The sequence below is a fragment of the Rhizobium sp. No.120 genome (genome assembly GCF_054558365.1).
Genome location: NZ_BAAJNQ010000004.1, coordinates 449,795 through 475,220, shown reverse-complemented (window position 1 = coordinate 475,220; position 25,426 = coordinate 449,795). Strand labels below are relative to the sequence as shown.

21 protein-coding genes are annotated in these 25,426 nt (G+C 57.6%); 12 read left to right on the top strand and 9 right to left on the bottom strand.

The features are described 5' to 3' along the window. Window positions 1-11 precede the first annotated feature (11 nt). The 3 genes from ACYJRZ_RS16100 (at window position 12) to ACYJRZ_RS16090 (ending at window position 3,456) form a co-directional block, all read left to right on the top strand. A complete protein-coding gene (locus ACYJRZ_RS16100; RefSeq protein ID WP_459460411.1) occupies window positions 12-815 on the top strand; it encodes a transporter substrate-binding domain-containing protein in 804 nt (267 codons plus the stop codon). 102 nt (window positions 816-917) lie between these two features. Then, entirely contained in the window at window positions 918-1,928 is a 1,011-nt protein-coding gene (locus ACYJRZ_RS16095; RefSeq protein WP_459460618.1) for a zinc-binding alcohol dehydrogenase family protein, read from the top strand. 4 nt (window positions 1,929-1,932) lie between these two features. Then, window positions 1,933-3,456: a UxaA family hydrolase gene (locus ACYJRZ_RS16090; RefSeq protein ID WP_459460409.1), complete on the top strand. Its 1,524-nt coding sequence runs from the start codon at window positions 1,933-1,935 to the stop codon at window positions 3,454-3,456. A 170-nt stretch (window positions 3,457-3,626) separates the two neighbouring features. Here ACYJRZ_RS16090 and ACYJRZ_RS16085 read toward each other — a convergent pair whose 3' ends face one another. From ACYJRZ_RS16085 to ACYJRZ_RS16060, 6 genes are all read right to left on the bottom strand, one after another. Then, window positions 3,627-4,748 (bottom strand): ABC transporter permease, encoded by a 1,122-nt coding sequence (locus ACYJRZ_RS16085; RefSeq protein ID WP_459460407.1) that lies wholly within the window; start codon window positions 4,746-4,748, stop codon window positions 3,627-3,629. Between the two features lies 1 nt (window position 4,749). Then, window positions 4,750-7,467, bottom strand: coding sequence for a ribosome-associated ATPase/putative transporter RbbA (rbbA, locus tag ACYJRZ_RS16080; RefSeq protein ID WP_459460405.1), 2,718 nt, complete (start codon window positions 7,465-7,467; stop codon window positions 4,750-4,752). Then, window positions 7,464-8,489 (bottom strand): HlyD family secretion protein, encoded by a 1,026-nt coding sequence (locus ACYJRZ_RS16075; protein WP_459460403.1) that lies wholly within the window; start codon window positions 8,487-8,489, stop codon window positions 7,464-7,466. The genes rbbA and ACYJRZ_RS16075 overlap by 4 nt, the downstream gene beginning before the upstream one ends. Window positions 8,490-8,826: 337 nt before the next feature. Next, window positions 8,827-8,958, bottom strand: a complete 132-nt coding sequence (cydX, locus tag ACYJRZ_RS16070; RefSeq protein ID WP_459460401.1) for a cytochrome bd-I oxidase subunit CydX — start codon at window positions 8,956-8,958, stop codon at window positions 8,827-8,829. A gap of 17 nt (window positions 8,959-8,975) precedes the next feature. Next, window positions 8,976-10,130, bottom strand: a complete 1,155-nt coding sequence (cydB, locus tag ACYJRZ_RS16065; RefSeq protein ID WP_459460399.1) for a cytochrome d ubiquinol oxidase subunit II — start codon at window positions 10,128-10,130, stop codon at window positions 8,976-8,978. 24 nt (window positions 10,131-10,154) lie between these two features. Further along, window positions 10,155-11,738: a cytochrome ubiquinol oxidase subunit I gene (locus ACYJRZ_RS16060; RefSeq protein WP_459460397.1), complete on the bottom strand. Its 1,584-nt coding sequence runs from the start codon at window positions 11,736-11,738 to the stop codon at window positions 10,155-10,157. A 101-nt stretch (window positions 11,739-11,839) separates the two neighbouring features. Here ACYJRZ_RS16060 and ACYJRZ_RS16055 point away from each other — a divergent pair, with 101 nt between their 5' ends. The 5 genes from ACYJRZ_RS16055 (at window position 11,840) to ACYJRZ_RS16035 (ending at window position 17,960) form a co-directional block, all read left to right on the top strand. Then, the gene (locus tag ACYJRZ_RS16055) at window positions 11,840-13,441 is read left to right on the top strand and encodes an ATP-binding cassette domain-containing protein (RefSeq protein WP_459460395.1); all 1,602 of its coding nucleotides are present in this window, start codon (window positions 11,840-11,842) and stop codon (window positions 13,439-13,441) included. After that, window positions 13,438-15,027, top strand: coding sequence for an ATP-binding cassette domain-containing protein (locus ACYJRZ_RS16050; RefSeq protein WP_459460393.1), 1,590 nt, complete (start codon window positions 13,438-13,440; stop codon window positions 15,025-15,027). Before ACYJRZ_RS16055 ends, ACYJRZ_RS16050 begins: the two co-directional genes overlap by 4 nt. A 2-nt stretch (window positions 15,028-15,029) precedes the next feature. Then, window positions 15,030-16,376 carry an oxygen-independent coproporphyrinogen III oxidase gene (gene hemN / locus ACYJRZ_RS16045; protein ID WP_459460391.1) on the top strand — a complete coding sequence of 449 codons (1,347 nt, stop codon included), beginning with the start codon at window positions 15,030-15,032 and terminating at the stop codon, window positions 16,374-16,376. A 28-nt stretch (window positions 16,377-16,404) separates the two neighbouring features. Further along, window positions 16,405-16,875 (top strand): hypothetical protein, encoded by a 471-nt coding sequence (locus ACYJRZ_RS16040; RefSeq protein ID WP_459460389.1) that lies wholly within the window; start codon window positions 16,405-16,407, stop codon window positions 16,873-16,875. 98 nt (window positions 16,876-16,973) lie between these two features. Further along, on the top strand, window positions 16,974-17,960 hold the full coding sequence (locus ACYJRZ_RS16035) for a zinc-dependent alcohol dehydrogenase family protein (protein WP_459460387.1): 987 nt from the start codon (window positions 16,974-16,976) through the stop codon (window positions 17,958-17,960). Between the two features lie 36 nt (window positions 17,961-17,996). On the opposite strand, the gene ACYJRZ_RS16030 is transcribed toward ACYJRZ_RS16035, so the two are convergent. Beyond that, window positions 17,997-19,307: an NRAMP family divalent metal transporter gene (locus ACYJRZ_RS16030; RefSeq protein ID WP_459460385.1), complete on the bottom strand. Its 1,311-nt coding sequence runs from the start codon at window positions 19,305-19,307 to the stop codon at window positions 17,997-17,999. A gap of 403 nt (window positions 19,308-19,710) precedes the next feature. On the opposite strand from ACYJRZ_RS16030, the gene ACYJRZ_RS16025 reads away from it, so the two are divergent. From ACYJRZ_RS16025 to ACYJRZ_RS16015, 3 genes are all read left to right on the top strand, one after another. Beyond that, window positions 19,711-20,016, top strand: a complete 306-nt coding sequence (locus ACYJRZ_RS16025) for a hypothetical protein (RefSeq protein ID WP_459460383.1) — start codon at window positions 19,711-19,713, stop codon at window positions 20,014-20,016. A 10-nt stretch (window positions 20,017-20,026) separates the two neighbouring features. Further along, window positions 20,027-20,485: a universal stress protein gene (locus ACYJRZ_RS16020; protein WP_459460381.1), complete on the top strand. Its 459-nt coding sequence runs from the start codon at window positions 20,027-20,029 to the stop codon at window positions 20,483-20,485. Window positions 20,486-20,668: 183 nt separating this feature from the next. Beyond that, complete coding sequence (locus ACYJRZ_RS16015; RefSeq protein WP_459460379.1) at window positions 20,669-21,367, top strand: CBS domain-containing protein; 699 nt, start codon at window positions 20,669-20,671, stop codon at window positions 21,365-21,367. 155 nt (window positions 21,368-21,522) lie between these two features. Here the strand turns inward: ACYJRZ_RS16015 and ACYJRZ_RS16010 are convergent, their stop codons facing one another. Beyond that, the gene (locus ACYJRZ_RS16010) at window positions 21,523-23,400 is read right to left on the bottom strand and encodes a hybrid sensor histidine kinase/response regulator (protein ID WP_459460616.1); all 1,878 of its coding nucleotides are present in this window, start codon (window positions 23,398-23,400) and stop codon (window positions 21,523-21,525) included. A 310-nt stretch (window positions 23,401-23,710) separates the two neighbouring features. Between ACYJRZ_RS16010 and ACYJRZ_RS16005 the strand changes: the two genes are divergently transcribed. Further along, window positions 23,711-24,433, top strand: coding sequence for a response regulator (locus tag ACYJRZ_RS16005; RefSeq protein ID WP_459460377.1), 723 nt, complete (start codon window positions 23,711-23,713; stop codon window positions 24,431-24,433). 37 nt (window positions 24,434-24,470) lie between these two features. Here the strand turns inward: ACYJRZ_RS16005 and ACYJRZ_RS16000 are convergent, their stop codons facing one another. Next, on the bottom strand, window positions 24,471-25,307 hold the full coding sequence (locus ACYJRZ_RS16000; RefSeq protein ID WP_459460375.1) for a universal stress protein: 837 nt from the start codon (window positions 25,305-25,307) through the stop codon (window positions 24,471-24,473). Window positions 25,308-25,426 lie beyond the last annotated feature (119 nt).

The following is a 25,426-nucleotide window of genomic DNA, read 5'->3' as shown; positions in this document are numbered from 1 at the left end:
GGATGGAGAATATGAAACGTAGAACTTTCCTTGCAGGCGTAACCGGGGCGCTGGCCGGGGCAACATTCCTGGGCGTCAATGCGCGTCAAGCCATGGCCGATACACTTGAGACCATCAAGACGCGGAAGAAGCTCCTTATCGCGGTCGACCTCGGTTCGCCGCCGTTCGGCATGAGTGATGCGGCAATGCAACCGACCGGCTCCGATGTCGAGACCGCCAAGCTTCTTGCTTCGGATCTCGGCTATCCGCTGGAAATCGTTCAGGTCACCAGCCCGAACCGCGTGCCGTTCCTCCTGACGAACAAGGCAGACATCGTCATGGCGTCCTTCAGCGTCAACGAGGAACGCAAGAAGGTCATCGACTTCTCTGATGCCTACGGCGTCATCCAGATTGTGATCGCAGCGCCGAAGAGCACCGAAATCAAGAGCCTTCAGGATCTAGTCGGCCAGCGGCTTGGAACCACCCGCGGCTCGACCAATGACAAGGAGGCGACCAATCAGGCCAAGGATGCCGAAATGGTCCGCTATGACGACGACGCGACGCTGATCACAGCTCTGGTTTCCGGCCAGGTCAACATCATGGCGTCCTCGCCGCAGATCATGGCCGCCGTCAATCAACGCCGGACGAACGATCCGCTCGAGGTCAAGCTGGTCCTCAAGACCAATCCTTACGCCATCGGCCTGCGCAAGGGCGACGACGCGCTAAAGGCGACGTTGAACGAATGGATCGCGAAAAACCTTGCCAACGGCAAGCTCAGCGCGATTTATCAGAAGTATAATGGGGTCGCGCTTCCGGCCGAAATGCCGAAGACGTAAGATCAATTGCTATCCTGAAAAGCCGGAGCGCCGCCCGTGCGGCGCTCCCTGCGATCCGAAAAGCGGTTCAGCGGGCTGGCCCCTGCGGACGAGGAGTGAATGATGAAAGCGTTGATCTGCAACGAACCAGGCCGGCTCTCGTTGATCGAGCGGGATATTCCCGTTCCTGCCAATGGAGAAGTGTTGGTCCGCATCAAGCGTGTGGGCATATGCGGGACTGATTTCCATATCTTCCAGGGCAAGCATCCCTTCCTCGAATATCCGCGCGTCATGGGCCATGAACTTTCGGGAGTGATCGAGGATGCGGCCGGATCGACGCGGCTGAAGAAGGGCGACAACGTCTATATCGTCCCCTATCTCTCCTGTGGCAAATGCGTGGCCTGCCGCCGCGGTGTCACCAATGCCTGCCAGAACATCGCCGTGCTCGGCGTGCATCGGGACGGCGGCATGTGCGAATATCTCTGCGTTCCCGAAGGGAATGTCATCCCGGCGGGCAAGGCTTCGCTCGACGAGGCGGCCATGATCGAATTCCTGGCGATTGGCGCCCATGGCGTCAAGCGCGGCGGTATCCAGGCTTCCGATCGCGTCCTCGTCGTCGGCTCAGGACCGATCGGCATGTCAGCCATCATCTTTGCCAAGGCCCGCGGCGCCGATGTGACAGTCATGGACGTGCGCGAAGATCGCCTCGCCTTCACGATCGACGCGCTCGGCGCAAACAGGGTCCTCCTCGCCAACGAAGAGGCGGAAACGCAGGCCAAACGCCTGACCGATGGCGATTTCTTCGATGTCGTCATCGATGCCACGGGCAATGCCGGCGCCATGCAGCGCGGCTTCGGCTTCGTTGCCCATGCCGGACGCTATGTTCTCGTCAGCGTCGTGCGCCAGGATATCACCTTTTCCGACCCGGAATTCCATAAGCGCGAGACGACGTTGTTTGCCAGCCGAAATGCCCAGCCGGACGACTTTGCCGAGGTCGTGAAGCAGATGGAAGCGGGCCGAGTGCCGACGGCTGCCCTCAATACCCATCGCGGCGCTCTTTCGGACGCTCCCGGGCTATTTACCGAATGGTTGCGCCCCGAAGCCGGCGTCATCAAAGCCATTTTGGAGGTGTGATTGCATGGCCGCACCGCGCACGCTTCGCCTTCATGATGCCGACAATGTCGTCATTGCCATCGAAAGCCTTTCGCGAGGCAAGGTGATCGATGGCGGCATTACCGTCGCGGCATCCGTTCCTCGCGGCCATAAAGTCGCCGTTCAACCGATTGCAAGCGACGAGCCGATACGCAAATTCGGGCAGATCATCGGCTTTGCCAAAAGCGATATCCAGCCGGGCGACTGGGTACACGAGCACAATGTCGCAATCCATGATTTCGAGCGCGACTACGCCTTTAGCTCCGAGGCGAAACCCGATGGCGGGCTTTTGCCGGGCGAGCGTCCTGCGACATTCGAAGGTTTCCGCCGGGCGGACGGCCGCGTCGGCACACGCAACTATATCGGCATCCTGAGTTCGGTAAACTGTTCGGCCACCGTTGTCGATTTCATCGCCGACGAGATCATGCGCTCCGGCATCCTTGCCGATTATCCCAACATCGACGGTGTCGTTCCCTTTACCCATGGAACCGGGTGCGGGATGGGCAGCAAGGGCGAGGAATACGACCTTCTGGCAAGGACGCAATGGGGCTATGCGAGCCATCCGAATTTTTCGGCCGTCCTCCTGATCGGGCTTGGCTGCGAGGTGTTTCAGATCCCGCGCCTGAAGAAGACTTACGGCATCGCCGAGGGCGATCATTTCCAGAGCCTGACGATCCAGGAGGTCGGGGGCACGCGAAAATCGGTCATGATGGGCGTCGAGAAAATCCGCGAGATGCTGCCGCTTGCCAACAGGTCGGTGCGAGAGACGGTTCCAGCCTCCGAACTGATGCTGGCGCTGCAGTGCGGCGGCTCGGATGGCTATTCCGGCCTGACGGCCAACCCGGCGCTCGGTGCGGCTGTCGATATTCTCGTGCGCCACGGCGGCACCGCGATCCTGTCAGAAACACCGGAAATATATGGCGCCGAGCATCTGCTGACGCGGCGGGCCGAAAGCCCAGAGGTCGGGCAGAAGATCGTCGACCTGATCGACTGGTGGCGCGATTACGCTGCGAAAACGGGAGGTGAGCTGAACAACAACCCCTCGCCCGGTAACAAGGCCGGAGGTTTGACGACCATTCTGGAAAAATCCCTCGGTGCCGTTGCCAAGGGCGGCAATTCCACCTTGCGCGGTGTCTATCGCTATGCCGAGCGCATAGACCGCAAGGGCTTCGTCTACATGGATACGCCGGGCTACGATCCCGTCGCCGCTACAGGCCAAGTCGCCGGCGGCGCCAATGTGCTTTGTTTCACCACCGGCCGCGGCTCGGCCTATGGCTGCAAGCCGACCCCATCCCTCAAGCTTGCCACCAACTCCGAACTGTTTGCCCGCATGGAAGAGGACATGGACATCAATTGCGGCGACATCATCGAGGGCGTATCCATCGAGGAAAAGGGGCGCCAGATTTTTCAGGCCGTCCTCGACACTGCCTCGGGCAAGCGTTCAAAGTCCGAACTGCTTGGCTACGGTCGCCATGAATTTGTCCCTTGGCAGCTCGGCGCCACAATGTGAATGTCTGCGACTTGCCGATGGCAAGGCGTTGATTGTTGGATGGCCCGCCCTTGAGATCGATATCGCATAGGCCAGCGTAACAATTTATGGCGAGATCGCGCAGGACGCCGCTTCGCGCGAGCCTTTTCGATCTTTGAAAAACTTGCCTTCAGGCATCAAAGATGGGGATTCTACCGGGCTTCGGCGACAGTCGAGCGAAAGCGGATAAGAGCGGCGATGAAGAAGGCCGTGCCGAGGACGAGCAATGCGACCGCTTCCAGCCAGACGACTTTGATCCCAGCTCCGCGATAAAGGATGGCTTGCGAAAGACTGACGAAATGGGTCGAAGGCGAAAGCGTCATCGCATATTGCAGCCAGAGAGGCTGGCTATCCATCGGCGTCGTGCTGCCGGACAGCAGGTTCATTACGATCAGCACCGGCATCGAGATCAGTCCGAACTGTGCCATTGAACCGGAGGTGGTCGCTATAAGGATGCCAAGCGATGTCACCGAGAATTGATAGAGCACGGCGCAGAAAATGAAGAGACCGATCGAGCCCGCAATCGGCACCGAAAGCAGCCGCTCAACGACGAAGACGAGGGAAAGTACCGCTGCGGACACGATGACGAGCCCGTTCGCCCAGATCTTCGACATCATGATCTCGGCCGGCGTCAGTGGCATAACGAGAAGATGTTCGATCGTGCCATGTTCACGCTCGCGGATCAGGGCAGCACCGGTCAGGATTACTGAGAGCATCGTGACGTTGTTGATAACCTGCATCACCGATGTGAACCAGGTCGATTGCAGATTGGGATTGAAGCGCGTGCTGATAACAAGATTAATCGGCTGGGCAGCCATGCTGTTCGGCAGTGCGGCCGTCACCTCCTGTAGGATGATGCTCTGGATATAGGAGCCGCCGTTGCCAGCTTGCGACATGGCCGTTGCATCGATATCGAGTTGAAGGGACGGCTTGCGTCCGGCGATCGCGTCTTCCTCGAATTTCGGCGGGATTTCTACTACGAAGACGAAGAGCCCTTCATCCATCGCCGCATCGATCTCGTTTGCCCCGATCAGCGCGGGCTCCTTGAAAAAGGGGGGTACCAGCGCATCCCTCAGCCGGGCCGACAGCATCGAGCCGTCCTCGTCAACCACGGCAACAGAGGCATTTTCGACTTCGAGCTTGGCGCCGGTCGAAACCGTGTAGACCGCGATGGTGAAGGTGTAAATGACGAGAATGAGCATCACCGGATCGGCTCTCAGGCTATAGAGCTCCTTGATGCCAAGCCGGAAGATACGGCTGAACTTTCCCCACATGTCATCCGCTCCGCTTTTTGAGCGCCGCAAGTGCTGCTCCGACAAAGACGATACCAAAGGCGGTAAGGGCCAGCAGATTTGGCCAGAGCTCCGCCAGGCCGAGTCCTTTGGTGATCACACCAACGCTCAGCGGCTGATACCAGGCCGTGGGGAATAGAAGCCCCATGGCTCGTCCACCACCCGAAAGCGAGGAAACCGGCACGAGGAGACCAGAGAAATTGACTGCGGGAATCATCGCGATGATGGAAGTTGCGAAGATGGCAGCCACCTGGCTGCGGACGAAGCTCGATACGACAAGGCCGAAGGCAGTCGTGGCAAAGATATAGAAAATCGTACCGACAACCAGCACACTTACGGAGCCTTTAATGGGTACGCCGAAAATTGCGCGGGTCATGACGAGCAGCATCAGGAAGCTGATAAAGGCGATCACGATGTAGGGAAGCTGCTTGCCAAGCAGGAACTCGATCCGAGTGACTGGTGTCGCCTGGAAATTGGCGATCGAGCCTGTCTCTTTCTCCTTGACAATGCCAAGTGCAGTCATAATCGCTGGAATAAGCACCAATAGAAGCATGATGACGCTGGGCACGATGGCGTTGGCGCTCTTGAAGTCCTGATTGTAGCGAAAGCGACTTTCGATATTGACGGGATAGGGTGAGATGCTGCGTCCCGTCCGCCGAGCCGACGAGTCGGTGAGGTAGGAAGCAACGAGAGCCGATAAATAACCACGCGCGGTCTCCGCGCGAAACGGCATGGCACCATCGAGCCAGACGGAAACTTCCGGCTTTTCCTGCCGCATAAGGTCGCGGCCGTAATCGGGAGGAATCTCGATACCAAGCCTAAGTTCGCCGGCCTGCAGGCGTGTCTGCAGATCTTCGGCCGATGTAATCGCTCTCTTCTCTTCAAAATAGCGCGAGCCTTGCAGGCTCTCGATTAATTGTCGGCTTTCGGCTGATTGATCCTGGTCATAGACGGCAAATGGCAAATGCTCGACATCGAACGAAATGCCATAGCCAAAGGTCAATAACAAGATTACAGGCCCGACCAGCGCAAAGACGAGCCGCGCCCGGTCTCGTAATATTTCCAGTGTCTCGCGTCTGGCGTACGCCCAGAGCCGTCTGGGGTCGAAAAGTCGCAAGCGTGATGCAAGGCGATCGTCAAACGCCGTCACTGCGCCAGCTGCACCACTTTCTTGTCCCATCCCGGCCTCGGCCAAGACGTCGATGAAGGTTTCCTCCAGCGTAGCTTTGCCGCGCTCGGTACAAAGTTCGGCCGGGCTTCCGACCGCCAATACCTTGCCGGCATGCATCAGCGAGATACGATCACAGCGCTCAGCCTCGTTCATGAAATGCGTCGACAGGAAAATCGTGACCCCCTTTTCCCGTGATAGGGCGAGCAATGATCGCCAGAAGGCGTCTCGCGCAACAGGGTCGACACCGGATGTAGGCTCGTCGAGGATCAGCATCTCCGGACGATGGATGACCGCGGCGGCAAGTTGCAGACGTTGACGGATGCCAAGGGGCAAATCTTCTGGTCGCTGGTCTGCCACTTCGGTCAGGCCGTATTCGGCCAGCATCTCGGCGACCCTTGTGTCGATCTCATCGGTTGGAAGCGCAAACAGCCGTGCGTGCAGCACAAGGTTCTGGCGCACGGTCAGTTCGCTATAAAGGGAAAAGCTCTGAGACACGTAACCGACGCGTTTACGCGTGGCGATATCCCCGGCCTTTAACGGCTGGCCGAACAGCCGGGCAGTACCTTCGCTGGCCGGCAGCAATCCCGTCAGCATTTTCATCGTCGTGCTCTTGCCGCTGCCGTTCGAACCGAGGAAGCCGAAGATCTCGCCTTTCCGGATTCGGAAACTCACATGGTCAACTGCGATGAAGTCGCCGAAGCGGCGAGTAAGTCCCTCCGCCTCGATCGCCGGCACTCCATCGGCTATGACGCGCGGACTGACGATCAACGGGCTTTGTCCCGTAACCAGGTTGGACATCAAGGCCGTAAACGCTGTCTCCAACGTCGGTCGTCCGACCCGCTGCATGATTTCGGCCGGGCTGCCGGTGGCAATCAGCCGCCCTCCATGCAATGCAGCCAGCCAGTCAAACCGTTCTGCCTCCTCCATATAGGCGGTTGCGACAATGACGCTCATCTGTGGGCGTTGTGCCCGGATATGATCGATCAACTCCCAGAACTGCCGCCGGGAAAGCGGATCGATACCGGTCGTCGGTTCATCAAGTATTAGCAGATCGGGATTGTGCAGCAGCGATGCGCAGATGCCGAGCTTCTGCTTCATGCCGCCCGAGAGCTGCCCGACCAGCCGATCGCGAAAGGGAAGAAGTCCGGTCACGCGCAGCAGCTCATCCATGCGCGCTTGCCGCTGACGGCTGTCTTGTCCGAAGAGACGGCCAAAGAAATCGAGGTTTTCGGCAATGCTCAGCGTGGGATAAAGATTGCGCCCTAGCCCTTGAGGCATGAAAGCGATCCGGGCGCAAACGGCGCGGCGGTGACGCATCCCAGCCATGTCACCGCCCAATACCTCGATTTGTCCGCGCTGGATTCGGATAGTGCCCGCCGCAAGGCCAAGCAGTGTCGACTTTCCCACACCGTCCGGACCGATCAACCCCGCCATGCAGCCGGAGGGAACGACAAGATCGACGGCATCGAGCGCCGTCTGTGCGCCGTAGCGGTGCGTTACCGCGGTAAAACGAATCGCCGCCTCACTCATTGCGGCAGCTTCACCTGGAGCTCGGCCGGCCAACTTGCCTTTGGATCCATTCGAACATAACCGATCCCCCTCACCCCAGTTTTGATGCGCGCTTCGTAGGCTTTCAGGAGATCTGGCGCTATTTTCAATTTGACACGGAAAACAAGCTTCTCGCGCTCCTCCTGCGTTTCTACGGTCTTCGGCGTAAACTGCGCCTCAGACGCAACGAAGGTGACGCTCGCCGGCACGACATATTGCGGTGCAGGATCTAGAATGATGCGTGCCTCGTCGTTGATCGAAAGACGCCCGGCTACCCGCGCTGGCAGGAAAATCGTCATCGAGACGTCCGAAAGATCGAGCATGGTTGCGACCGGGGCACCCGCGGCGACCACTTCACCGGTCTGCGCAAGCTTGTATTCGACACGTCCGCGCCGCGGCGCTCTGAGCACGGCATCCTGCAGCAGTGACTGTATACGCACGACCTCGGCCCGCGCTGCCTCCGTTGCTGCTTGTGCCTCATCCAGGGTGGCCTGGGCGGCCCGCCCCGCAGCCTCCGCGACATTCAATTGGCTGCGCCTGAGATCCAGTTGCTGTATCGTTCCGCTACCGGAGTTGCTCATGGCCTGCGCCCGCTCAAGTTCCTGGCGCGCAAGCACAAGTTCGCTCTCGCGTTGAGCGATCGCGGCAGTAGCCTCTATTTCGCTTGTCTGCGACTTCCACACTTGTGCCCTGGCGCCTACAAGCTCGGCATCGAGATCGGCGGTATCGATCCTGGCGACCGGAGAACCAGCGTCGACGATCTGACCTTCATCGACAAGTACCACCGCAAGCCTTCCCGCGAATTTTGCGGAGATCAGTATTTGCTGCGCTTCGATGCGGCCATTCGACATAGCAATGTTCTGTGGCAGTTCTCGGCCAGCAACGCTGTTCCAGAGAGCTTTGATCTCAGCCAGCGTGTGTGAGGCTGCATTTTCCGCTCGAGTATCGCCGCACGGGCCAAGAGCGATCACGGTAGCGACGATAAGAGCAATTTGTTGGCGCATAGACATATCCTCAAGCCGAGAAATGCTCTTCCGGCTTTATGTTGCCTTCTACGAACGGCGGAAACAGCTATCCTTGACCTAGATCACATTTAACCGACATTGCCGTCTCGATGACGCGGACAAATCTTTATGTCGCCGGCGGCTCTGTGTCCCATGGCTGCCATGCGCACTCCACAGGGATAGCGGTGCTCTCGTAACCCCGTTGATAATCACCAGGACCAGCATTCGGCAGCCGGTTCACTCCCAGAAAAGGACTTGCATACAAGCAATTTCATGCTGTTCCCACTTGACCCGACCATCGGGGGGCAAGTGGGATTCTTTTACGATATACGTCTTACTATGGAGTGGGCAGCTGCACCGCTTCGTCGGCCGGCTCTTCGCGCAGCACCCGAAGTTCGTACCAGAGTGCGTTCAGAATACCCACGGCAGCGGCCAGGCTTAATCCAAGGATCCAGGCAAAGTACCACATCGCTTAATCTCCGTTTTTCAATAGGCCGAATGCCCGGCCTTTTCGATGCTGGTCTCATTCACCTTGCCCCATAGAACCCGGTAAACCCAGGCGGTATAGACAAGGACGATCGGCATGAAGACGATGGTCGCCAGAAGCATGTTGCGCAAGGTGGCGCGACTGGACGATGCATCGAATACGGTCAGGGAATGAGCTGGATGTGTACTTGAGGGCAATATCATCGGAAACATTGCCAGGCCGACTGTCGCGATGATCATCGCGACCGAAAGCTTCGAGGCAAGAAAGGTCAAGCCCTCCCGACGCGTGCGGAAGCCCAGTGCCACGAAAAATGGACCGACGATGCCGATAGTAGGAACCAGCCAGAGAATGGGATGAGCCTCGAAATTGCCTAGCCACGCGCCGCCATCGCTTGTCACGCTCTTCAGCAATGGATTGGAAGGACCATCCCATTTGACGAGCGAGGTGACGCGATAGCCACCGAGCAGCCCAAGCCAGACCAGCACGCCGCCACCGGCAAAAAGCATGCCTGCGCCAATAGCCGCTTTGGAACCGATGGCCTTTGCGCGCTCTGCGACGGCGCCTTCGGCCTTGAAGGCGAGCCAGGCCGCACCATGCATGACGAGCATCGAAAGCGATACCAGACCGCAGTACAGCGCCAATGGATTGAGCAAGCCGAAAAGCGTACCTTCATAGATTGGACGCAAATCCGAGGTCAGGTGGAACGGCACGCCCTGAAGTGCGTTGCCAACGGCAACCCCGAAAATCAGCGACGGCACAGCGCCCCCAATGAACAGCGCCCAGTCCCAGCGCATACGCCATGCCTTCTCCGGCTTCTTGGAGCGGTATTTAAAGGCGACAGGCCGCAATATCAGGGCAAGAAGCACCAAGAACATCGCCAGGTAGAAGCCCGAAAAGCTCAACGCATAGAGTGCGGGCCACGCCGCGAAGATCGCACCGCCACCCAGGATGAACCACACCTGATTGCCTTCCCAGACCGGTCCCACCGTGTTGATGGCAACGCGGCGTTCAAGGTCCGTTTTCGCGACGAAGGGTAAGAGCGCCCCCACGCCCATGTCGAAGCCGTCCATGACGGCAAACCCGATAAGCAGCACACCGAGCAGAATCCACCAGGTAATGCGCAAGGTTTCATAGCTGAAGAAAAATTCAATCATCGAGTTGATTCCCTCTAAAATGGGCTATTGGCCTGCCTGCAAGACCGGCTCCACCTTCTCGGTGGAGATCGGACGTTCGCCGGTCATCGCCGCGGTTGCATCGGGCCCCTTGCGGATGGCGGCCAGCATCAGCCGCACCTCAATGACAGCAAGCACACCGTAAACGAGCGTAAAACCAATGATGCTCAGGATGAGATTGTAGATGCCGAGTTCCGATGTGGCGAGGAAGGTCGGCAATACGCCATCAATGATCCAAGGCTGGCGACCGAACTCCGCAACGAACCATCCGAGCTCAACCGCAATCCATGGCAATGGCATCGCAAGTACCGCCAGGCTGAACAGCCAACGCGGAGCGTCCTGTTCTCGTATCGTGTACCAGAGAGAGGTAACAAAGAGGATGAGCAGGGCAAAACCGCAAACCACCATGACGCGGAAGGAGAAGAAGAGCCACGGTACCTGCGGCACCGATGACCACGCAGCATCTTTGATCTGCTGATCACTGGCTGTACGCGGATCTTCGACGTATTGCTTTAAAAGCAAAGCATAGCCGAGATCCTGGGACTTTGCGTCGAATGTCGCCCGTGCAGCGGCATCTCCCAGATTCACCTTCAACTTCTCTAGCGCATCGTAAGCGCCCAAACCATTGCGGATACGGTCTTCCGCCTTTGCAACGAGCTCATCGATGCCCGGAATTTGCCTGTCGATCGACCGAGTGCCGATCAACCCCATGACCCAAGGGACATGAACCGCATAATGCGTCTTGCGATCCGCCAAGCTCGGAATCCCGAAGGCTGTGAAGGATGCCGGTGCTGGTTCCGTCTCCCACATGGCTTCAATGGCTGCGAGCTTCATCTTCTGGTTATCGGTCAAGGCGTAGCCGCTTTCATCACCGAGCACGATGACCGAAAGAGATGAGGCGACACCGAAGGCTGCGGCAATCACGAATGAGCGCTTCGCGAGCGCGACATGACGATTACGCAGCAAATACCAGGCAGAAACACCGAGAACGAAAACTGCGCCGCAGACGTAACCGGCCGAAACGGTATGGACGAACTTCGCCTGAGCGACAGGATTGAACAGAACCGCCATGAAATCGGTCACTTCCATGCGCATGGTGTCGGGATTGAAGGCCGAACCCACCGGATTTTGCATCCAACCATTGGCAATCAGGATCCAGAGCGCCGAAAGATTTGTTCCCAACGCCATCAACCAGGTAACGACCATATGGGCGCGGGGTGAAAGGCGATCCCAGCCAAAGAAGAACAGGCCTACAAAGGTCGCCTCAAGGAAGAAGGCCATCAGGCCCTCGATTGCCAGCGGCGCGCCGAAGACGTCACCCACATAATGGGAATAATAGGCCCAGTTCATGCCGAACTGGAATTCCATGGTGATCCCCGTCGCAACGCCGAGCGCGAAGTTGATACCGAAGAGCACGCCCCAGAATTTGGTCATGTCGCGCCAGATGGTTCGCCGCGTCATCACATAGACCGTTTCCATCATCGCGATCATGATTGAGAGGCCGAGCGTCAGCGGCACGAAGAGGAAGTGGTACAGCGCCGTAAGTGCAAACTGCAGCCGGGATAGGTCGACAAGGAGTGGGTCGAACATAGAGAGATCCTTTCTTGGTCGCCGTTTTTTAGCGCGAATGATCCGTCTCCGAGTTGATATAGATCAACCTGAAGTACCCCGATCGATGTCAAAAGAGCTGCATGAGCGAAGATAAGACATCGACAACAAACCCGGAATGCGTCCGCAGCGCCGAGAAGATCAACGTGCTGGCGCTTGCGCGCGAAGTGGCGAAAGGCAGCTTGCGAGCTGTACTTACAATTCAGGCCATACGCCTGATTCTGCGACTGGGCTTCTCGGCAGCAGCGGCCGTGATTGCCGGCCGGTTGATCATGAGCCAATCCGTCGATCTGTCGCTGCCGGTCCTTGCGGCCGGCCTTCTTGCTTGCTCTGTCATAGCGGGATTGTTTGGCGACAGGACGCAGGCAGCAGCGGAAGCCTTCATCGCCGCAAAGCTCTATGATGTCGCAAGAACAAGGCTCGACGCCATGCTGCCGCGGCAGTTGAACCAGTTATCCGTCGGAACGCTGGTCGTCGCAATGCAGCGCTATCCGCAATCGGTCGCCTCCCTCGTCATCGGCCATCGCATAGCCTCCATGATGATGGGTCTCGGTCCATTGCTGGCCGCGGCCATGCTCCTGCTCGTCTCCTGGCAGGCCGCAGTCCTCATCATCTGCCTGACGCCATTCATGATTCTGTTCTTCGCGTTGGTGGGCGATGCAATCCGCAGCCGCGCGGCGGCTCAGGAACGCGCCTTTGGTCGTCTGGCAGGTCAATTTGCCGATCGCATTCGAGCATTGCCGACCATTTTGGCCAATCACGCCCTTGGAGAGGAGGAGAAGAAGCTCTCCGCGCGACTTGAGACCTATACACGCGAAACGGTGGGCGTTCTCGCCACCGCATTCATCAATGCCGGCATCATCGATTTTTTCTCCTCGCTGTCGATCGCTCTGCTCGCCGTCTTCCTCGGTCTTGGGCACCTCAAATTACTGATGATTCCGGGCTTTTCCAACCTCGAGCTCTGGCAGAGCCTATTCATCCTGATGATCGCACCCGATTACTTCGCGCCTTTCAGGCGATTCTCGGAGCAGTATCATGCCAAGGCAGAAGGGCTTACGGCTGCGAGCGCCCTCGACCGGCTGCTCAACGTCGAAGTTCCCGAAGCGGCACCCCTCTTCGCCCTCAACTACCCCGTCCCTCCCCTTCCTGAACATGGTCTGGTAGCAATCATCGGTCCGAGCGGCTGCGGCAAGTCGACCCTGCTGCGCAGGTTTGCTCGATTGGAGCCATCGATAGTTCCTGCCCAATCGATTTCAGGGGAGATCGCGTGGGTTTCGACCGAGAGCTTCGTTGCGGGACACACGCTTGGCGAGGCGATCGCATGGGGGCTCCCGCCCATATCTCAGAAGAGATTGCTCGATGCAGCACACGCAGTTGGGCTGCTCGACGACACGCTTCTGCCCGGTGGCCTCGATGCGCCACTTGCGGGCGGCGGGAGCAATCTTTCAGGCGGCCAGAGACTTCGCATCGTCGTGGCCCGCGCCCTTCTTTCGGGAAAAGTGATCGTTGCAGATGAGCCAACGGCCAAGCTCGACGCCAAAACATCCGCCCTCGTGCGACAAGCGCTTTTTGAGGTAGCACGCGCCCGACTGGTGGTCGTTGCCACTCATGACGGCGAACTGGCCAGCAACGCGCGTCTCACAATCAACCTTTCAAAGAACGAAGATCTCGAGGTGGCAGCATGATCGGCGCCTCCCGCTCGGCAAATAAGAAATTGTGGCGGCGTGCGACGCTGTTGAGCTGTTGTGCACTTGGCTTCGGTATTCTATTGGGTGGAGTTTCCGCCTGGTTCTTGGGCGCTGTCGCGACGGCGGGACTAACGGCCGCAGCCGCAACCTTCAATTTCCATGTTCCTTCGGCCTTCATCCGTCTATTCGCCGTTGGACGCACGGCGGCACGTTATGGCGAACGCCTTATCGGCCATAAGGCCGCACTCAGCGATCAGATCTGTCGCCGGGTGGAGCTTTTTGCGGCCATGGCAGCGACACCCGCCGTACGACGCGCAGGCTGGCAGCTCGGCGACGAGGCTCGTCTGGCCGATTATCTGGATGATGTCGAGGACGTCGACTATGCAGCTCTGCGCGCCGGCCTTCCATTGCTGACGATGACAATAGGCCTTGCGATACTTTCCGTTTGCTCCGCCATTATCGCACCGCTGTCGCTCTTGCCTATAGTCATCATGTTGGTGTTTGGCGCCGTCCTTGCCCGTAGATTGGGAAAGGCTGGCACCGTCGCCTGGCTGCAGGCGCGACACCATCGCCGAGACGGCGCCGAGCGATTGGGAGCCATCATGGCTTCCGCTGTCTCCCTGAAGGCCGAACGTCTCTGGGACGAACAATGTCGGTCTGCCATGAGCGCCTTCTGTCGTGCCGAAAGCCAGTCCTCTGCCTTGCGCCGCCTGCAATCGGGATTTGATGCGCTTGCGTCCCTCATCGGCCCGATCGCAGGGTTTAGTGTCGTTGTTGCTGCGTGGCTGGCAGGCGTCCGCGGTGAAATGATACTCCTGCCGGTTGCGCTCGGATTTGCGTGGCTTGCGCTCGGCGAAACCTTGAATGGCGCATCCCGAATTGTGGTCGCCAATCTGCGGCGTGACGCCGCCTGGGCGCAGATCTGTCAATGGACGTCAGGTGCAGAAACCCCCGCACCCTGCTGGACGGACAATTCACGCATCGAGCTCCGACAAGAACTCCTGCAGCGCATTTCGCCGTCAGGCGCTCCGCTCGGCAATGGGCGGATTGCGCTTTGTCTAAGGCCGGAATTCCCGACCCTCCTGATCGGCGCCAGCGGCAGCGGCAAATCGAGCCTCTTGAAGCAGATTGCCGGCTGGATCGGCGAAGACATATTCGATGGACCGGAAACAGGCCTGTCGCCAGCGCAACGACGCGCCTTGACGACCCTCGTCCTGCACGACGCGACCATTCTCGACGACACCGTCAGAGGTAATCTTTTTGAACCCGCAGCCAGCGATGAGGCGATGTGGCAGGCACTTGCGGCCGTTGAACTCGATGCCCGCATTCAAGATGCCGGCGGCCTCGATGCCTGGATCAGGCAGGATATGTTCTCACTCGGCGAGGCGCAGCGGCTCAATCTGGCCCGCGCCTTCCTGTCGCATACGCCTATCGTGCTTCTTGATGAGCCAACCGAGCATCTCGATGTAGCACAGGGGCAACGCATCCTTGCTCGCCTAGTCGCTCACTTGAATGACCGCATTCTCGTGATCTCGACCCATCACCCCATTGCACTGCGCAACAGCACCTTACTGGAACTATGAATATGACAGCCGTACCAGACCATCGCATGATCGACATGAACGTTCCGCGCTACACCAGCTATCCGACGGCACCACATTTCCATGATGGAATAAACTCAAGTGTGATCGCAGGCTGGATCGATGATCTCGCCGTCGACGAAGCGATCTCGTTATATCTGCATATTCCCTTCTGCGATCGTCTATGCTGGTTCTGCGCCTGCCATACAAAGCAGACGTTGCGGTATGGGCCAGTCAGCGATTATCTCGCCATGCTGCATAGGGAAATAGCCCTGCTGGGCCAGCGCCTTTCCAGCCGGGGTATCGTACGCGCGATCCATCTTGGCGGGGGATCTCCCACCATGATCCGGCCGGACGATTTGCAAGAGCTGTTCGAGCAATTGCACGCTAACCTCACCATTGCGGCAGATGCAAACATCAGCATTGAAATTGACCCGAACGATATGGACGAGCAGCGGCTGGATGCTTTTGCCAGAGTCGGAACAACCCGGGCAAGCTTTGGCATACAGGATTTCGATCTCCGTGTTCAGAAGGCGATCAACCGCGAGCAGAGCTTTGAAACGACGCGGCGTGTCATAGACGGTATGCGAGACCACGGCATCGGCTCCGTGAATATAGACTTGCTTTATGGCCTGCCGTTTCAGACGGTGGCAACACTCGGCAAGACCATCGACCTCTCGCTATCGTTGCGGCCGGATCGCATTGCGATTTTCGGCTATGCCCATGTGCCCTGGTTCAAGAAACACCAGACTATGATCGACGAAGCCACTCTGCCCGACCCCGGCTTGAGGTTCGAACAGGCAACGAGCGCGGCCAGGCATATTACGGAGGCGGGTTACATTCCAATCGGTATCGATCACTTCGCCCTGCCGACGGACGATCTCGCAATCGCAGCCCGCAAGGGCCGACTGGCGAGAAACTTTCAAGGCTATACGGACGATGCTTGCGAAACGCTCATTGGCCTTGGTCCTTCCGCAATCAGCCGGTTCCGCCAGGGCTATGCGCAAAATACGCCTTCAACCGCTGTTTATGGTCGCGCCGTGCAAACAGGCACCTTTGCCGTCGCCCGCGGCTTGTTTCTGTCCGACGAGGATCGTCTGCGCGGCTGGGTCATCGAACGGTTGATGTGCGACTTCGGCTTTTCCAACTCCGCCCTGCATAAAAGGTTCGGCGAGCGGTCTGACGCTATTTTACGCGAAGCGGCCGTGCTGGCGCAGGCATCGCAGCATTTTATCGCAGACGGCGATGGCTTCTCCATCAAGACGGATAGCCGCATCTTTACCAGAGCGATTGCGGCCCAGTTTGATCGCTATCTGCGCACGGATGAGACGCGGCATTCCTTAGCGGTGTAACGTTTGCGCGCTCTACAGGGCGATTGTCTTGACGGTAAACTCCAAATTCAAGAAAGGGGATTTCGAAATGACTGATCCGCTGAAGACTGAAAATTGTGCTGTGACATTGCCAGCCTCTATCGCGCGGAACTGCGTTGAGACATGGCAGAGGCCGATGAAGGTGCTCCTGGAAGAGCAGGCCGAGCTCCTTGAAGAAGGCTCGGCGATCACTGCCAGATGGATGACCCGCCGGCAGACAGCGATGGAAGCGGCGGTGAAAGCCGTTGATACAGCATTCAACTCACGCAATCCTGTGTTGATCACGGCAGCTTACAGCGACTGGGTCACAGGAATCATAGACCGACTTACGGACGATCTGAACGATGCCCGTGGCCAAAGCGTTCGACTGGCTCAGATTTGCGAGAAGTCAGTGCTGGCATTTTTCCCACGGCAGACCGACAATCTCATATCAGGTGGCTCCGCGGCGTCCAAAACAAGCATAGAACCGACGCCTGCTTGATGGTCGCAATCGGCGATATCCGCGTGGCTTGAGAGGCAATACGCCGGCGCACCGGAACATGCGACGATATCAGAACGAATATTCGGGAGGCCGTTATCATGCGCGCGATGATCTTGGATGGCGCACATAAGGCGCTTCGCTTCGAGGAGAAGAAGGTAATTCCGCAGCCGGCGCGCCATCAGGTGCAAATTCGCGTCTGTGCCTGCGGGGTCTGTCGCACCGATCTCCACGTCGTCGATGGTGAACTTACCCATCCAAAGCTTCCCCTCGTTCCAGGCCACGAAATCGTCGGTGTCGTTACTGCTTTGGGAGCGAAAACAACGAATATCAAGCTTGGCGACCGCGTCGGAGTGCCCTGGCTCGGCTGGACATGTGGCGAATGTGTCTATTGCAAGAGCGGACGCGAGAATCTTTGCTCGAATGCCCGTTTCACAGGCTATCAGATAGACGGTGGCTATGCCGAATATACCGTTGCCGATGAACGCTTCTGCTTTCCTGTCCCGGCAGAATTTAACGATGTAGAGGCTGCACCACTCCTCTGCGCCGGTTTGATCGGCTACCGCGCTCTCAGACTGGCAGGAGACGCACCGCGGCTAGGCCTTTACGGTTTCGGGGCAGCGGCCCATATTGCCATTCAGGTTGCGCGCTATCGCGGCCAGCAGGTCTACGCATTCACCAGACCGGGCGATGTCGCAGGACAAGCCTTCGCGCGCGAGCTCGGCGCAGTCTGGGCGTCCGGTTCCGACACGTTACCGCCCGAATTGCTTGATGCTGCCCTGATCTTTGCACCTGCCGGCGAACTCGTTCCGGCAGCGCTAAAGGCCACGGCCAAAGGCGGCACGGTCGTCTGCGCCGGCATCCATATGACTGATATTCCGAGCTTTCCCTATAATATTCTATGGGAAGAACGTGTTGTGCGTTCCGTCGCGAACCTGACACGAAAGGATGGAGATGAATTTCTGAACATCGCCGCAAAGATCCCGGTGCGCATCACAACCTCGACCTTTGCATTGAACGAAGCAAACGAAGCCTTGAGACAGTTACGCGATGGAGCGATCAAGGGTGCAGCGGTGCTCGTCCCCTGACAAAGCGGGCATATCTGAAACCATCAAAGTCGCCTATCAGAGAACAAACATGCCAATTGCCGCCATACCCATGATGACTGTCGCGATCCAGCCGAGAATTATGATCGATCGAGGGGCGGTGAAATCTCCCATGACGGCTTTGCTGGAGGCAAGAACAACCACCACCGCCATAAGGGGGACCGCCACCACGCCGTTTATGACAGCACTCCAGAACAATGCCCTCATCGGACTGACGGGCGAATACTGGATCATCATGCCTGCGAGCACGCTGACAGCGATGACCCCGTAAAAGCCGCGCGCATCGGTTGGTTTGAGTTCAAGTCCTTCTCTCCATTCCATTGCTTCGGAAAGAGCATAGGCACCCGAGCCCGCCAAAACGGGGACGCCGATCAGACCAACACCTAAAATTCCGAGGGCAAACAGGAGGAAGGCAAAGTCGCCTGCAAGTGGCTTTAGCGCACTGGCAGCCTCGGCGGCCGTATTGATTTGAGTAACGCCGGCAACATTGAGCGTCATGGCCGTCGCCAGAATGATAAAGTAGGCTGTGACATTGGAATAGAACATTCCGCTCCATGTATCCCAGCGGATGCGCCGCAGTTCTTTATCGGCGTTTGGCCTGTCCTTCACAAGAGCGACACCACCCCACCGGCGCTCCATATCTTCGACTTCTTCAGACGCCTGCCAGAAGAAAAGATAAGGGCTGATGGTCGTACCGAAGACCCCCGTGACGACAGCTGCGGCATCGGAATTGAAGGAAAGTTTGGGCCATATCGTTCTTAACCCGACCTCGGCCCATGGAACATGCACGGTAAACAGAACGGCCGCATAGGCCAGCAAGGATAGTGTCAACCATTTGAGAAACGCGACATAGCGATGATAGGGAACGAAAACCTGAAGCAGCAAGGTAGCGGTCACAAAGAGGATCGTCATCACATGACGGTTGATGCCGGTGACCAGTTCCGCGACTTCGCCCATGGCAGCGACGTCGGAGCCGATATTCAAAATATTGGCAACGAGAAGAAGCGCGACAACGCCCCGAAGTATAGAAGGATGAAAGGCTGATTTGATATTTGCCGCAAGCCCTTTGCCGGTTACCCGCCCAATCCGCGCGCACATGGATTGAATTGCAGCCATCAAAGGGAAGGTTAGCGGCATCGTCCAGAGCATATTGAGCCCGAACTGGGCTCCTGCCTGCGAATAGGTGGCAATTCCGCTCGGGTCGTCATCGGCGACCCCGGTGATGAGGCCAGGTCCGACGCGTGCAAGCGGATGCTCCCTTAGACGGGACCAGAACACGCCTGTGATCTTGTTGTTCCATGTTCGGCCAGTATTTTCGGGGGATGCCATATGCGCCTTCTTCTCCAGTCAGGACAAACAAGCAATTGAATCGAGAGCAGAACGATGAGGCTGTCGGCACCCAAATGCGGACTACTTGATCCCATCGAAGTCGAGCGATTTTCATTTATCTCGCGCCACACGCGGCTGTGGAATCTGCATTCCGCTTACAGCGTCCAACAATCACCACCATCGCCATCGGCGCAACATTTGGCATTGCGCTGGATCAAGAAGCGCCCGCGACGGCTATTTGTCTGTGCGCCAGGGCGCAGCTTTCGCGTGGAACCAAGCAGATTTTTGCTCATTTGATTGCGATCAATGCTCACCCTGACAGCAAGACTCATGCTGCTGACAATCCTAGCCTACTCACATCTTCGGAAGAGCCCAGAGGTTGGCCATATCGGAGGGAAGAAGGATGCCTGATGAACCAGCCCTCACACGAAACGAGGAAGCATTGCTTGCAGGGGCCGGCTATGCACCGGCGCTGGACGATCATTGCGATTTTCGTCTCAGGCGCCTGGACGAGACACGATGGCAGATCGATGCTGTCTCCCCTCGCGGTAAAGCGTGGATATGCGAAACCTTGGCGCCTCCCCTTACCCAATGCTTTGCCGGCGATATCATCGTCGATGTGGTCAGTGCCGACCGGCTACTCAAGGAAGCACACGCAAAGGGTTTGCGGACCCAGTTCATTTGCTGCTCCGGCACTGACATATTTTGAGGGAATGACAATGTACGCACGGATCATCTGCGCAATCGGACTTGGATCGCGTGAGCGCGCTGAACACCTTCTGCGAACGTCGCATTCGCTGCTGGCGCCAGAAGGCGAGTTGACAGTAGCTCATATCGTCGAACGCTTTCCCGCCGAGCAGAAATGCCCTGATAGCTGGGCAATTTCGGTGATCGGGGAAGCGGAGGAAAAGCTCAACACGCTCTGCAAGAACCTCGGTATAACTGCCTTTATTCACGTGCGGTCCGGATCCGCATCGCGAACGCTGTTAAAAATTGCCGAGGAGCGCGAGGCAGACCTGATCGTCGTCGCCGCCCATACCTCGGATATATTCGATCACATCTTTGGCTCTACGGTCGACTATGTCGTACGTCACGCCCGGTCTTCTGTGCTTATCGACCGCATCAGCGCAAGCCAGATCGGCAATTTCGAGCCCGCAACGGCGAGAAATGAGAGCTAGTTCCAGGAAAAATGCGCAGCGGCTTTCCGTCCGGATTGCGCAAGGAACCAGGCCAGCAGACGCCAGAGCGCCCGCTAACTCATTGATTGCGATCAAGGCGCCGCCCACTCGATGCGGATATTCTGTAATCAATGACTTGCCAATATTCGGCATGCATCGTCACAGCAAAGCGAGGACTAAATCATGCTTATCCATGCGATCATGACATCGCCTGCAATATCCGTTCGCCCTGAAACCTCGATCGCCGAAGCGGCGACAACGATGCTCGACAACCACATTAGCGGCCTCCCGGTCGTTGATGACATCGGCGAATTGGTTGGCATAGTCAGCGAAGGCGACTTCGTCCGGCGTGCCGAGCTGCGCACGGAGCGCAAGCGTTCCTGGTTGGTCGAACTCCTGACCAGCCCTGGAAAGCTAGCTGACGAATATACCCGGACTCACGGTCGCACAGTCGGAGAGGTTATGAGCTGCGACGTTGTGACAGTCACACCCACGACAATGCTCAACGAGGCGGCCGACCTCATGGAAAAACATCATGTCAAACGACTTCCAGTGCTATCGCGCGGCGTACTGGTGGGGATTGTGTCCCGATCCGACCTTTTGAAGGCGCTCGTAAGCAAACTGCCTCCCGCGCGCGCATCGAGCGGGCAGGACCAGGAGATCGAAGCAGCGATCATGAACGAATTGGCTGCTCAGAGCTGGGGGCGGAGTGGCTCTATCCGTGTAAAAGTTGTTGACGGGGTTGCGGAGCTTTCCGGCGGAATTCTCGACGAGCGGGAACGCCTCGCAGCAAAGGTCGCTGCCGAAAACGTTCCTGGCGTGCGGTCCGTCTGCGACCAGCTCGTCTACATCGATCCTCTGATCGGTGCCGTCATGATCTAGCTGGTCGGGGCATAAGCAAGATATCGCCTCCAACGTCGCCTGAGTCTCACCTCGCGCCGCCTGCGGCGGCGACCCCCGCAGCTTTTTACGCCTGTCCCGGTATCGCCGTCATATACTGGATGGACAGCGGCTTGCCTCGATTGCGTCGATTTCAATCAATCGAGAAGCTCACGCAGACGCACGGCGAGTTCGCGGGCGGTATATGGTTTCTTCAGCCAGCTTCCCAACTGAGCCAACTCCTTTTCCGCGACAACCGGCTCCGCATAACCGGAGGTGAACAGGATCTTGATCTGCGGATGAGTTATGCGCACCCGCCGCGCCAGTTCGTCACCGGTCAATTCGCCCGGCATGACGATGTCAGTGAGCAGCAATGCGATGTCCGGGGTATCCTGGAGCAGAGAAAGAGCTTGTTCTCCATCGGCCGCTTCAACAACCCGATAACCTGCGTCCAACAGTCTGGAAACCATCACACGGCGCACTCGAGCATCGTCCTCAACCACCAGAATTCTCTCAAAACCGCTGGGAATATCGTCGAGACCCGCCGTTTCAGCGCGAAAATCCTTCAAGCCCGCCTGCGTACGCTGTGCCCTGGCAGTTGGTAGAAATACCCTGACGCTGGTTCCCTGGCCGACCTCGCTATAGAGTTGCACGTGGCCGCCAGACTGCTTGGCAAAACCATAGACCATGCTGAGCCCCAATCCGGTTCCTGCACCAACCCCTTTTGTTGTGAAGAATGGCTCGAACGCACGTTCCAATACGTCCTTGGACATGCCGGCCCCGGTGTCAGTGACCGCAACCAACACATACTCGCCTGGCCGCACCTGCGGATACATCTGTGCGTAATCAGAATCGAGGCGGACGCTTGAAACTTCGATGGAGAGACGGCCTCCCCGGGGCATCGCATCGCGTGCGTTGAGAACCAGGTTGAGCAGCGCGCTTTGGAACTGAGGGCCGTCCACAAGCGCATGATTTTGCCCGCCGGTAACGATAGTTCGCAACTCGATCGTCTCTCCAAGCGTGCGGCGTAGAAGTTCTGAGAAGCCGGAAATGTGCTGACCAATATCCAGAACGGTCGGATTGAGCGGCTGCCTGCGTCCAAAGGCCAGCAACTGACCGGTCAGCTTTGCGCCATCATCCGCGGCATCCTGGGCTTCTCCCACCAGCATTTTAAGCGTTGGGTCACTTACTTTGCGTTCGAGCATCTCAAGATTGCCGCTGATGACGGTCAACAGATTGTTGAAATCGTGAGCCAAACCGCCTGTCAGTTGCCCGATCGCCTCCATCTTCTGCGATTGGCGTAGTTCTTCCTCGATCTTGTGCCGGCTTGTCAGATCTCGGATGAAGCCGGTGAAAATCCGGTTGCCATCTATCGCGACCTCGCCAACTGCTAGCTCCATGGGGAAGATCGAGCCATCCTTGCGCATGCCGCTGACAACCCGTCCGTATCCGATAATTCGGCGCTCCCCGGTGCTGAGATAGCGCGACAAATATCCGTCATGAGCCTCCCGATCAGGCGAAGGCATCAGTAACTTTACATTCTGCCCTATGACTTCGGATGAGGAATATCCGAATAGACGCTCGGCAGCCGTGCTGAACGAAGAGATGAGACCCGCCGAATCAATGACGATCATAGCCTCCGGAACCGTGTCCAGTATCGACCTTAAATGCGCCTCGCGCGCCGCCAGATCGGCCTGGGCGCGTTTCAAATCACTTATGTCATTGTTCGTCTGCACGATGACCTGCCGTGGAGGATCACCGACAGAAACCCTGCTCCAGCGACTGACGACGAAAATGCGCTCGCCTGCCTTATTGTAGTGGACAAGCTCACCTTGCCACATGCCTTGCTCCGCGACATGGGCGCGGATGGCTTCAAGGGAAATTGGCCTTTCGGTTCGCAGCAATTCGTGTACTACTTTGCCGACCGCCTCATCTTGGCTCCAGCCGTAGAGCTGTTCGCATCCCGCACTCCAGCGGCTAATGACGCCATCGAAGCCATGGACGATAATATTGGCTCCAGCCAGGATGCGGGCCATGTCATCCAAGCCGCTCTCGCTTGTGTCCGCAGATGTATTTTGCTCGTTCATATGGTTCGCAATCTCATGATCTGAATCTTCCAACATGAAGGCCTGCCGCGAGCGCCCGGCCATTTGCCACCCATGCATGCATTTTCATCGGACGACGAAATCTGGGGCAAATAGAGTAAGTTGCATGTGACAAACCTTCACACCTCCCTTTCCAGTACGGCCCATCGCGTGACAGGCAGACATGGCGCATGATATGAATATTTTTGCTATCGTATCCTTCTGTTTGCGGGCGTGCTCACATTTCTCCAGGGTTTCTGCAATGATTTCTGAACAACGGCGGCAAGACCATATTCTCGTCGTCGATGACGATCAAAGAATTTGCCAGATGTTGACACGTTACTTCGAGGAGGAGGGATATCATGTCACAACCGCCTCGGATGGGGTCGAAATGCGCCTGCGGCTGAAGCAGAGCGCCTTCGATATGATTTTGCTCGATCTCATGCTGCCGCACGGCGAAGACGGGCTGATGCTTGCCAGGGAAATCCGGAGGCAATCCGACGTTCCAATCATCATGCTGACGGGACGCGACGACGTCGTCGACCGGATCGTTGGCCTGGAGATGGGGGCGGATGATTATATCGCCAAGCCCTTTCATTTGCGCGAAGTACATGCACGGATGAAGACTATTTTTCGCAGGCGCATCCCAGCGAAGTTGGAGGACACCAAGCAGGACGAGATCGTCCGATTCGACGACTGGCAGCTGAACTTCGATCGTCGCCAGCTTATTGCAGGGGACGGTAGTGAGATGCAGCTGACGACAGGCGAATTCGACATGTTGGCCGCTTTTGTGCGGCATGCCGGTCGTGTGCTTGGCCGTGAACGCCTCATGGACTTGACCCGGGGCCGCAATCTGGAGGCATTTGACCGCTCGATCGACGCACAAGTCGGACGGTTGCGAAAGAAGATCGAAAAGGATCCCAAGCATCCCAGATTGATCAAATCGGTTCGCGGTGTCGGATACGTCTTTACTGCCCGCATATGAGTGATGCTCAGTCACGGATTTTGCCCGATCGACAGTTCTAACGGCCAAGGAATATCGGCAATTTTGCATGTTGCAGCATCGCACGGGTGACGCCACCGAAGATTCTCTCCCGCATTCGGGAATGGCCATAGGCCCCCATAACGATCAGATCTGCCCCGACATCGATACCATGTCGCTGTAGAACCTCATCGGTTGCTCGCGTCTCGCTTGCAATGACGTCAACGGTCACGTCGGTTGCGTGTCGAGCCAGATAGGTGGCAATATCGGCACCGGGTTCCTCTCCCTGCAAGCCTGACAGCGCAACCGGATCGACCATTGTGACATGCACGCGCTCAGCGGCTTTCAGAATGTCAAGCGCCTGATGAACCGCACAAGCGGCTTCCTGGCTCGCATCCCAAGCCACCATGACTGTACGTGGCGACCACATCAGCGAAAAGTCCTTCGGCACGACCAAGGCCGGTGTCGGAGAGTGAAATAGAGCACCATCGATCGCAAAGTCTCGGAGATCCTCGTCCGCGGCAAATTCCCCGCCGATGACGGTCATATCGGCATACATCGCACGCTGCCCGAGTAAATCGGCGGCCCATGGGAAGTCGCAGAAAAGCTCCTGTATTTCATAGGATATGCCGGCGGCGCTAAGCTTGCCTCTGGCCGCTTCAATCTTCCGATTGAGGAGAGTCGTTTCGCGTTCGCGCTCGCTGATCCAAATACTCGCGGTTTCACCAGCATAACCGCTATAGGGAGGCATGGCACCGAACGCGACCACCAGGAGTACAAGATGAGCTTCCATCGCCGCGCTGAGCGAGATGGCTGTTTGCAGATCGCGATCACCATGACGAGCGGCGGTGACACATAATAGAGTTTTGCATGGCATCGGCTTTGCCTTCAATCACTGATTTGGATCAGGCTAGGTTAGGCAATTTACCCCACGAACACTTTGATCGGCATCAACAACTTTCTTTCATGGCCTGCCGTTGGATACGTCCGGCCGGC

What these genes read in the sequence shown, in the direction of transcription:
- ACYJRZ_RS16095 (WP_459460618.1), top strand. Translation starts at nt 918, where the DNA reads ATGAAAGCGTTGATCTGCAACGAACCAGGCCGGCTCTCGTTGATCGAG.
- ACYJRZ_RS16035 (WP_459460387.1), top strand. Translation starts at nt 16,974, where the DNA reads ATGCGCGCGATGATCTTGGATGGCGCACATAAGGCGCTTCGCTTCGAG.
- ACYJRZ_RS16020 (WP_459460381.1), top strand. Translation starts at nt 20,027, where the DNA reads ATGTACGCACGGATCATCTGCGCAATCGGACTTGGATCGCGTGAGCGC.
- ACYJRZ_RS16060 (WP_459460397.1), bottom strand. Translation starts at nt 11,738, where the DNA reads ATGTTCGACCCACTCCTTGTCGACCTATCCCGGCTGCAGTTTGCACTT.
- ACYJRZ_RS16085 (WP_459460407.1), bottom strand. Translation starts at nt 4,748, where the DNA reads ATGTGGGGAAAGTTCAGCCGTATCTTCCGGCTTGGCATCAAGGAGCTC.
- rbbA (WP_459460405.1), bottom strand. Translation starts at nt 7,467, where the DNA reads ATGAGTGAGGCGGCGATTCGTTTTACCGCGGTAACGCACCGCTACGGC.
- ACYJRZ_RS16090 (WP_459460409.1), top strand. Translation starts at nt 1,933, where the DNA reads ATGGCCGCACCGCGCACGCTTCGCCTTCATGATGCCGACAATGTCGTC.
- ACYJRZ_RS16005 (WP_459460377.1), top strand. Translation starts at nt 23,711, where the DNA reads ATGATTTCTGAACAACGGCGGCAAGACCATATTCTCGTCGTCGATGAC.
- cydX (WP_459460401.1), bottom strand. Translation starts at nt 8,958, where the DNA reads ATGTGGTACTTTGCCTGGATCCTTGGATTAAGCCTGGCCGCTGCCGTG.
- ACYJRZ_RS16055 (WP_459460395.1), top strand. Translation starts at nt 11,840, where the DNA reads ATGAGCGAAGATAAGACATCGACAACAAACCCGGAATGCGTCCGCAGC.
- ACYJRZ_RS16015 (WP_459460379.1), top strand. Translation starts at nt 20,669, where the DNA reads ATGCTTATCCATGCGATCATGACATCGCCTGCAATATCCGTTCGCCCT.
- ACYJRZ_RS16050 (WP_459460393.1), top strand. Translation starts at nt 13,438, where the DNA reads ATGATCGGCGCCTCCCGCTCGGCAAATAAGAAATTGTGGCGGCGTGCG.
- ACYJRZ_RS16075 (WP_459460403.1), bottom strand. Translation starts at nt 8,489, where the DNA reads ATGCGCCAACAAATTGCTCTTATCGTCGCTACCGTGATCGCTCTTGGC.
- ACYJRZ_RS16030 (WP_459460385.1), bottom strand. Translation starts at nt 19,307, where the DNA reads ATGGCATCCCCCGAAAATACTGGCCGAACATGGAACAACAAGATCACA.
- ACYJRZ_RS16100 (WP_459460411.1), top strand. Translation starts at nt 12, where the DNA reads ATGAAACGTAGAACTTTCCTTGCAGGCGTAACCGGGGCGCTGGCCGGG.
- cydB (WP_459460399.1), bottom strand. Translation starts at nt 10,130, where the DNA reads ATGATTGAATTTTTCTTCAGCTATGAAACCTTGCGCATTACCTGGTGG.
- ACYJRZ_RS16000 (WP_459460375.1), bottom strand. Translation starts at nt 25,307, where the DNA reads ATGCCATGCAAAACTCTATTATGTGTCACCGCCGCTCGTCATGGTGAT.
- hemN (WP_459460391.1), top strand. Translation starts at nt 15,030, where the DNA reads ATGACAGCCGTACCAGACCATCGCATGATCGACATGAACGTTCCGCGC.
- ACYJRZ_RS16025 (WP_459460383.1), top strand. Translation starts at nt 19,711, where the DNA reads ATGCCTGATGAACCAGCCCTCACACGAAACGAGGAAGCATTGCTTGCA.
- ACYJRZ_RS16010 (WP_459460616.1), bottom strand. Translation starts at nt 23,400, where the DNA reads ATGGCCCGCATCCTGGCTGGAGCCAATATTATCGTCCATGGCTTCGAT.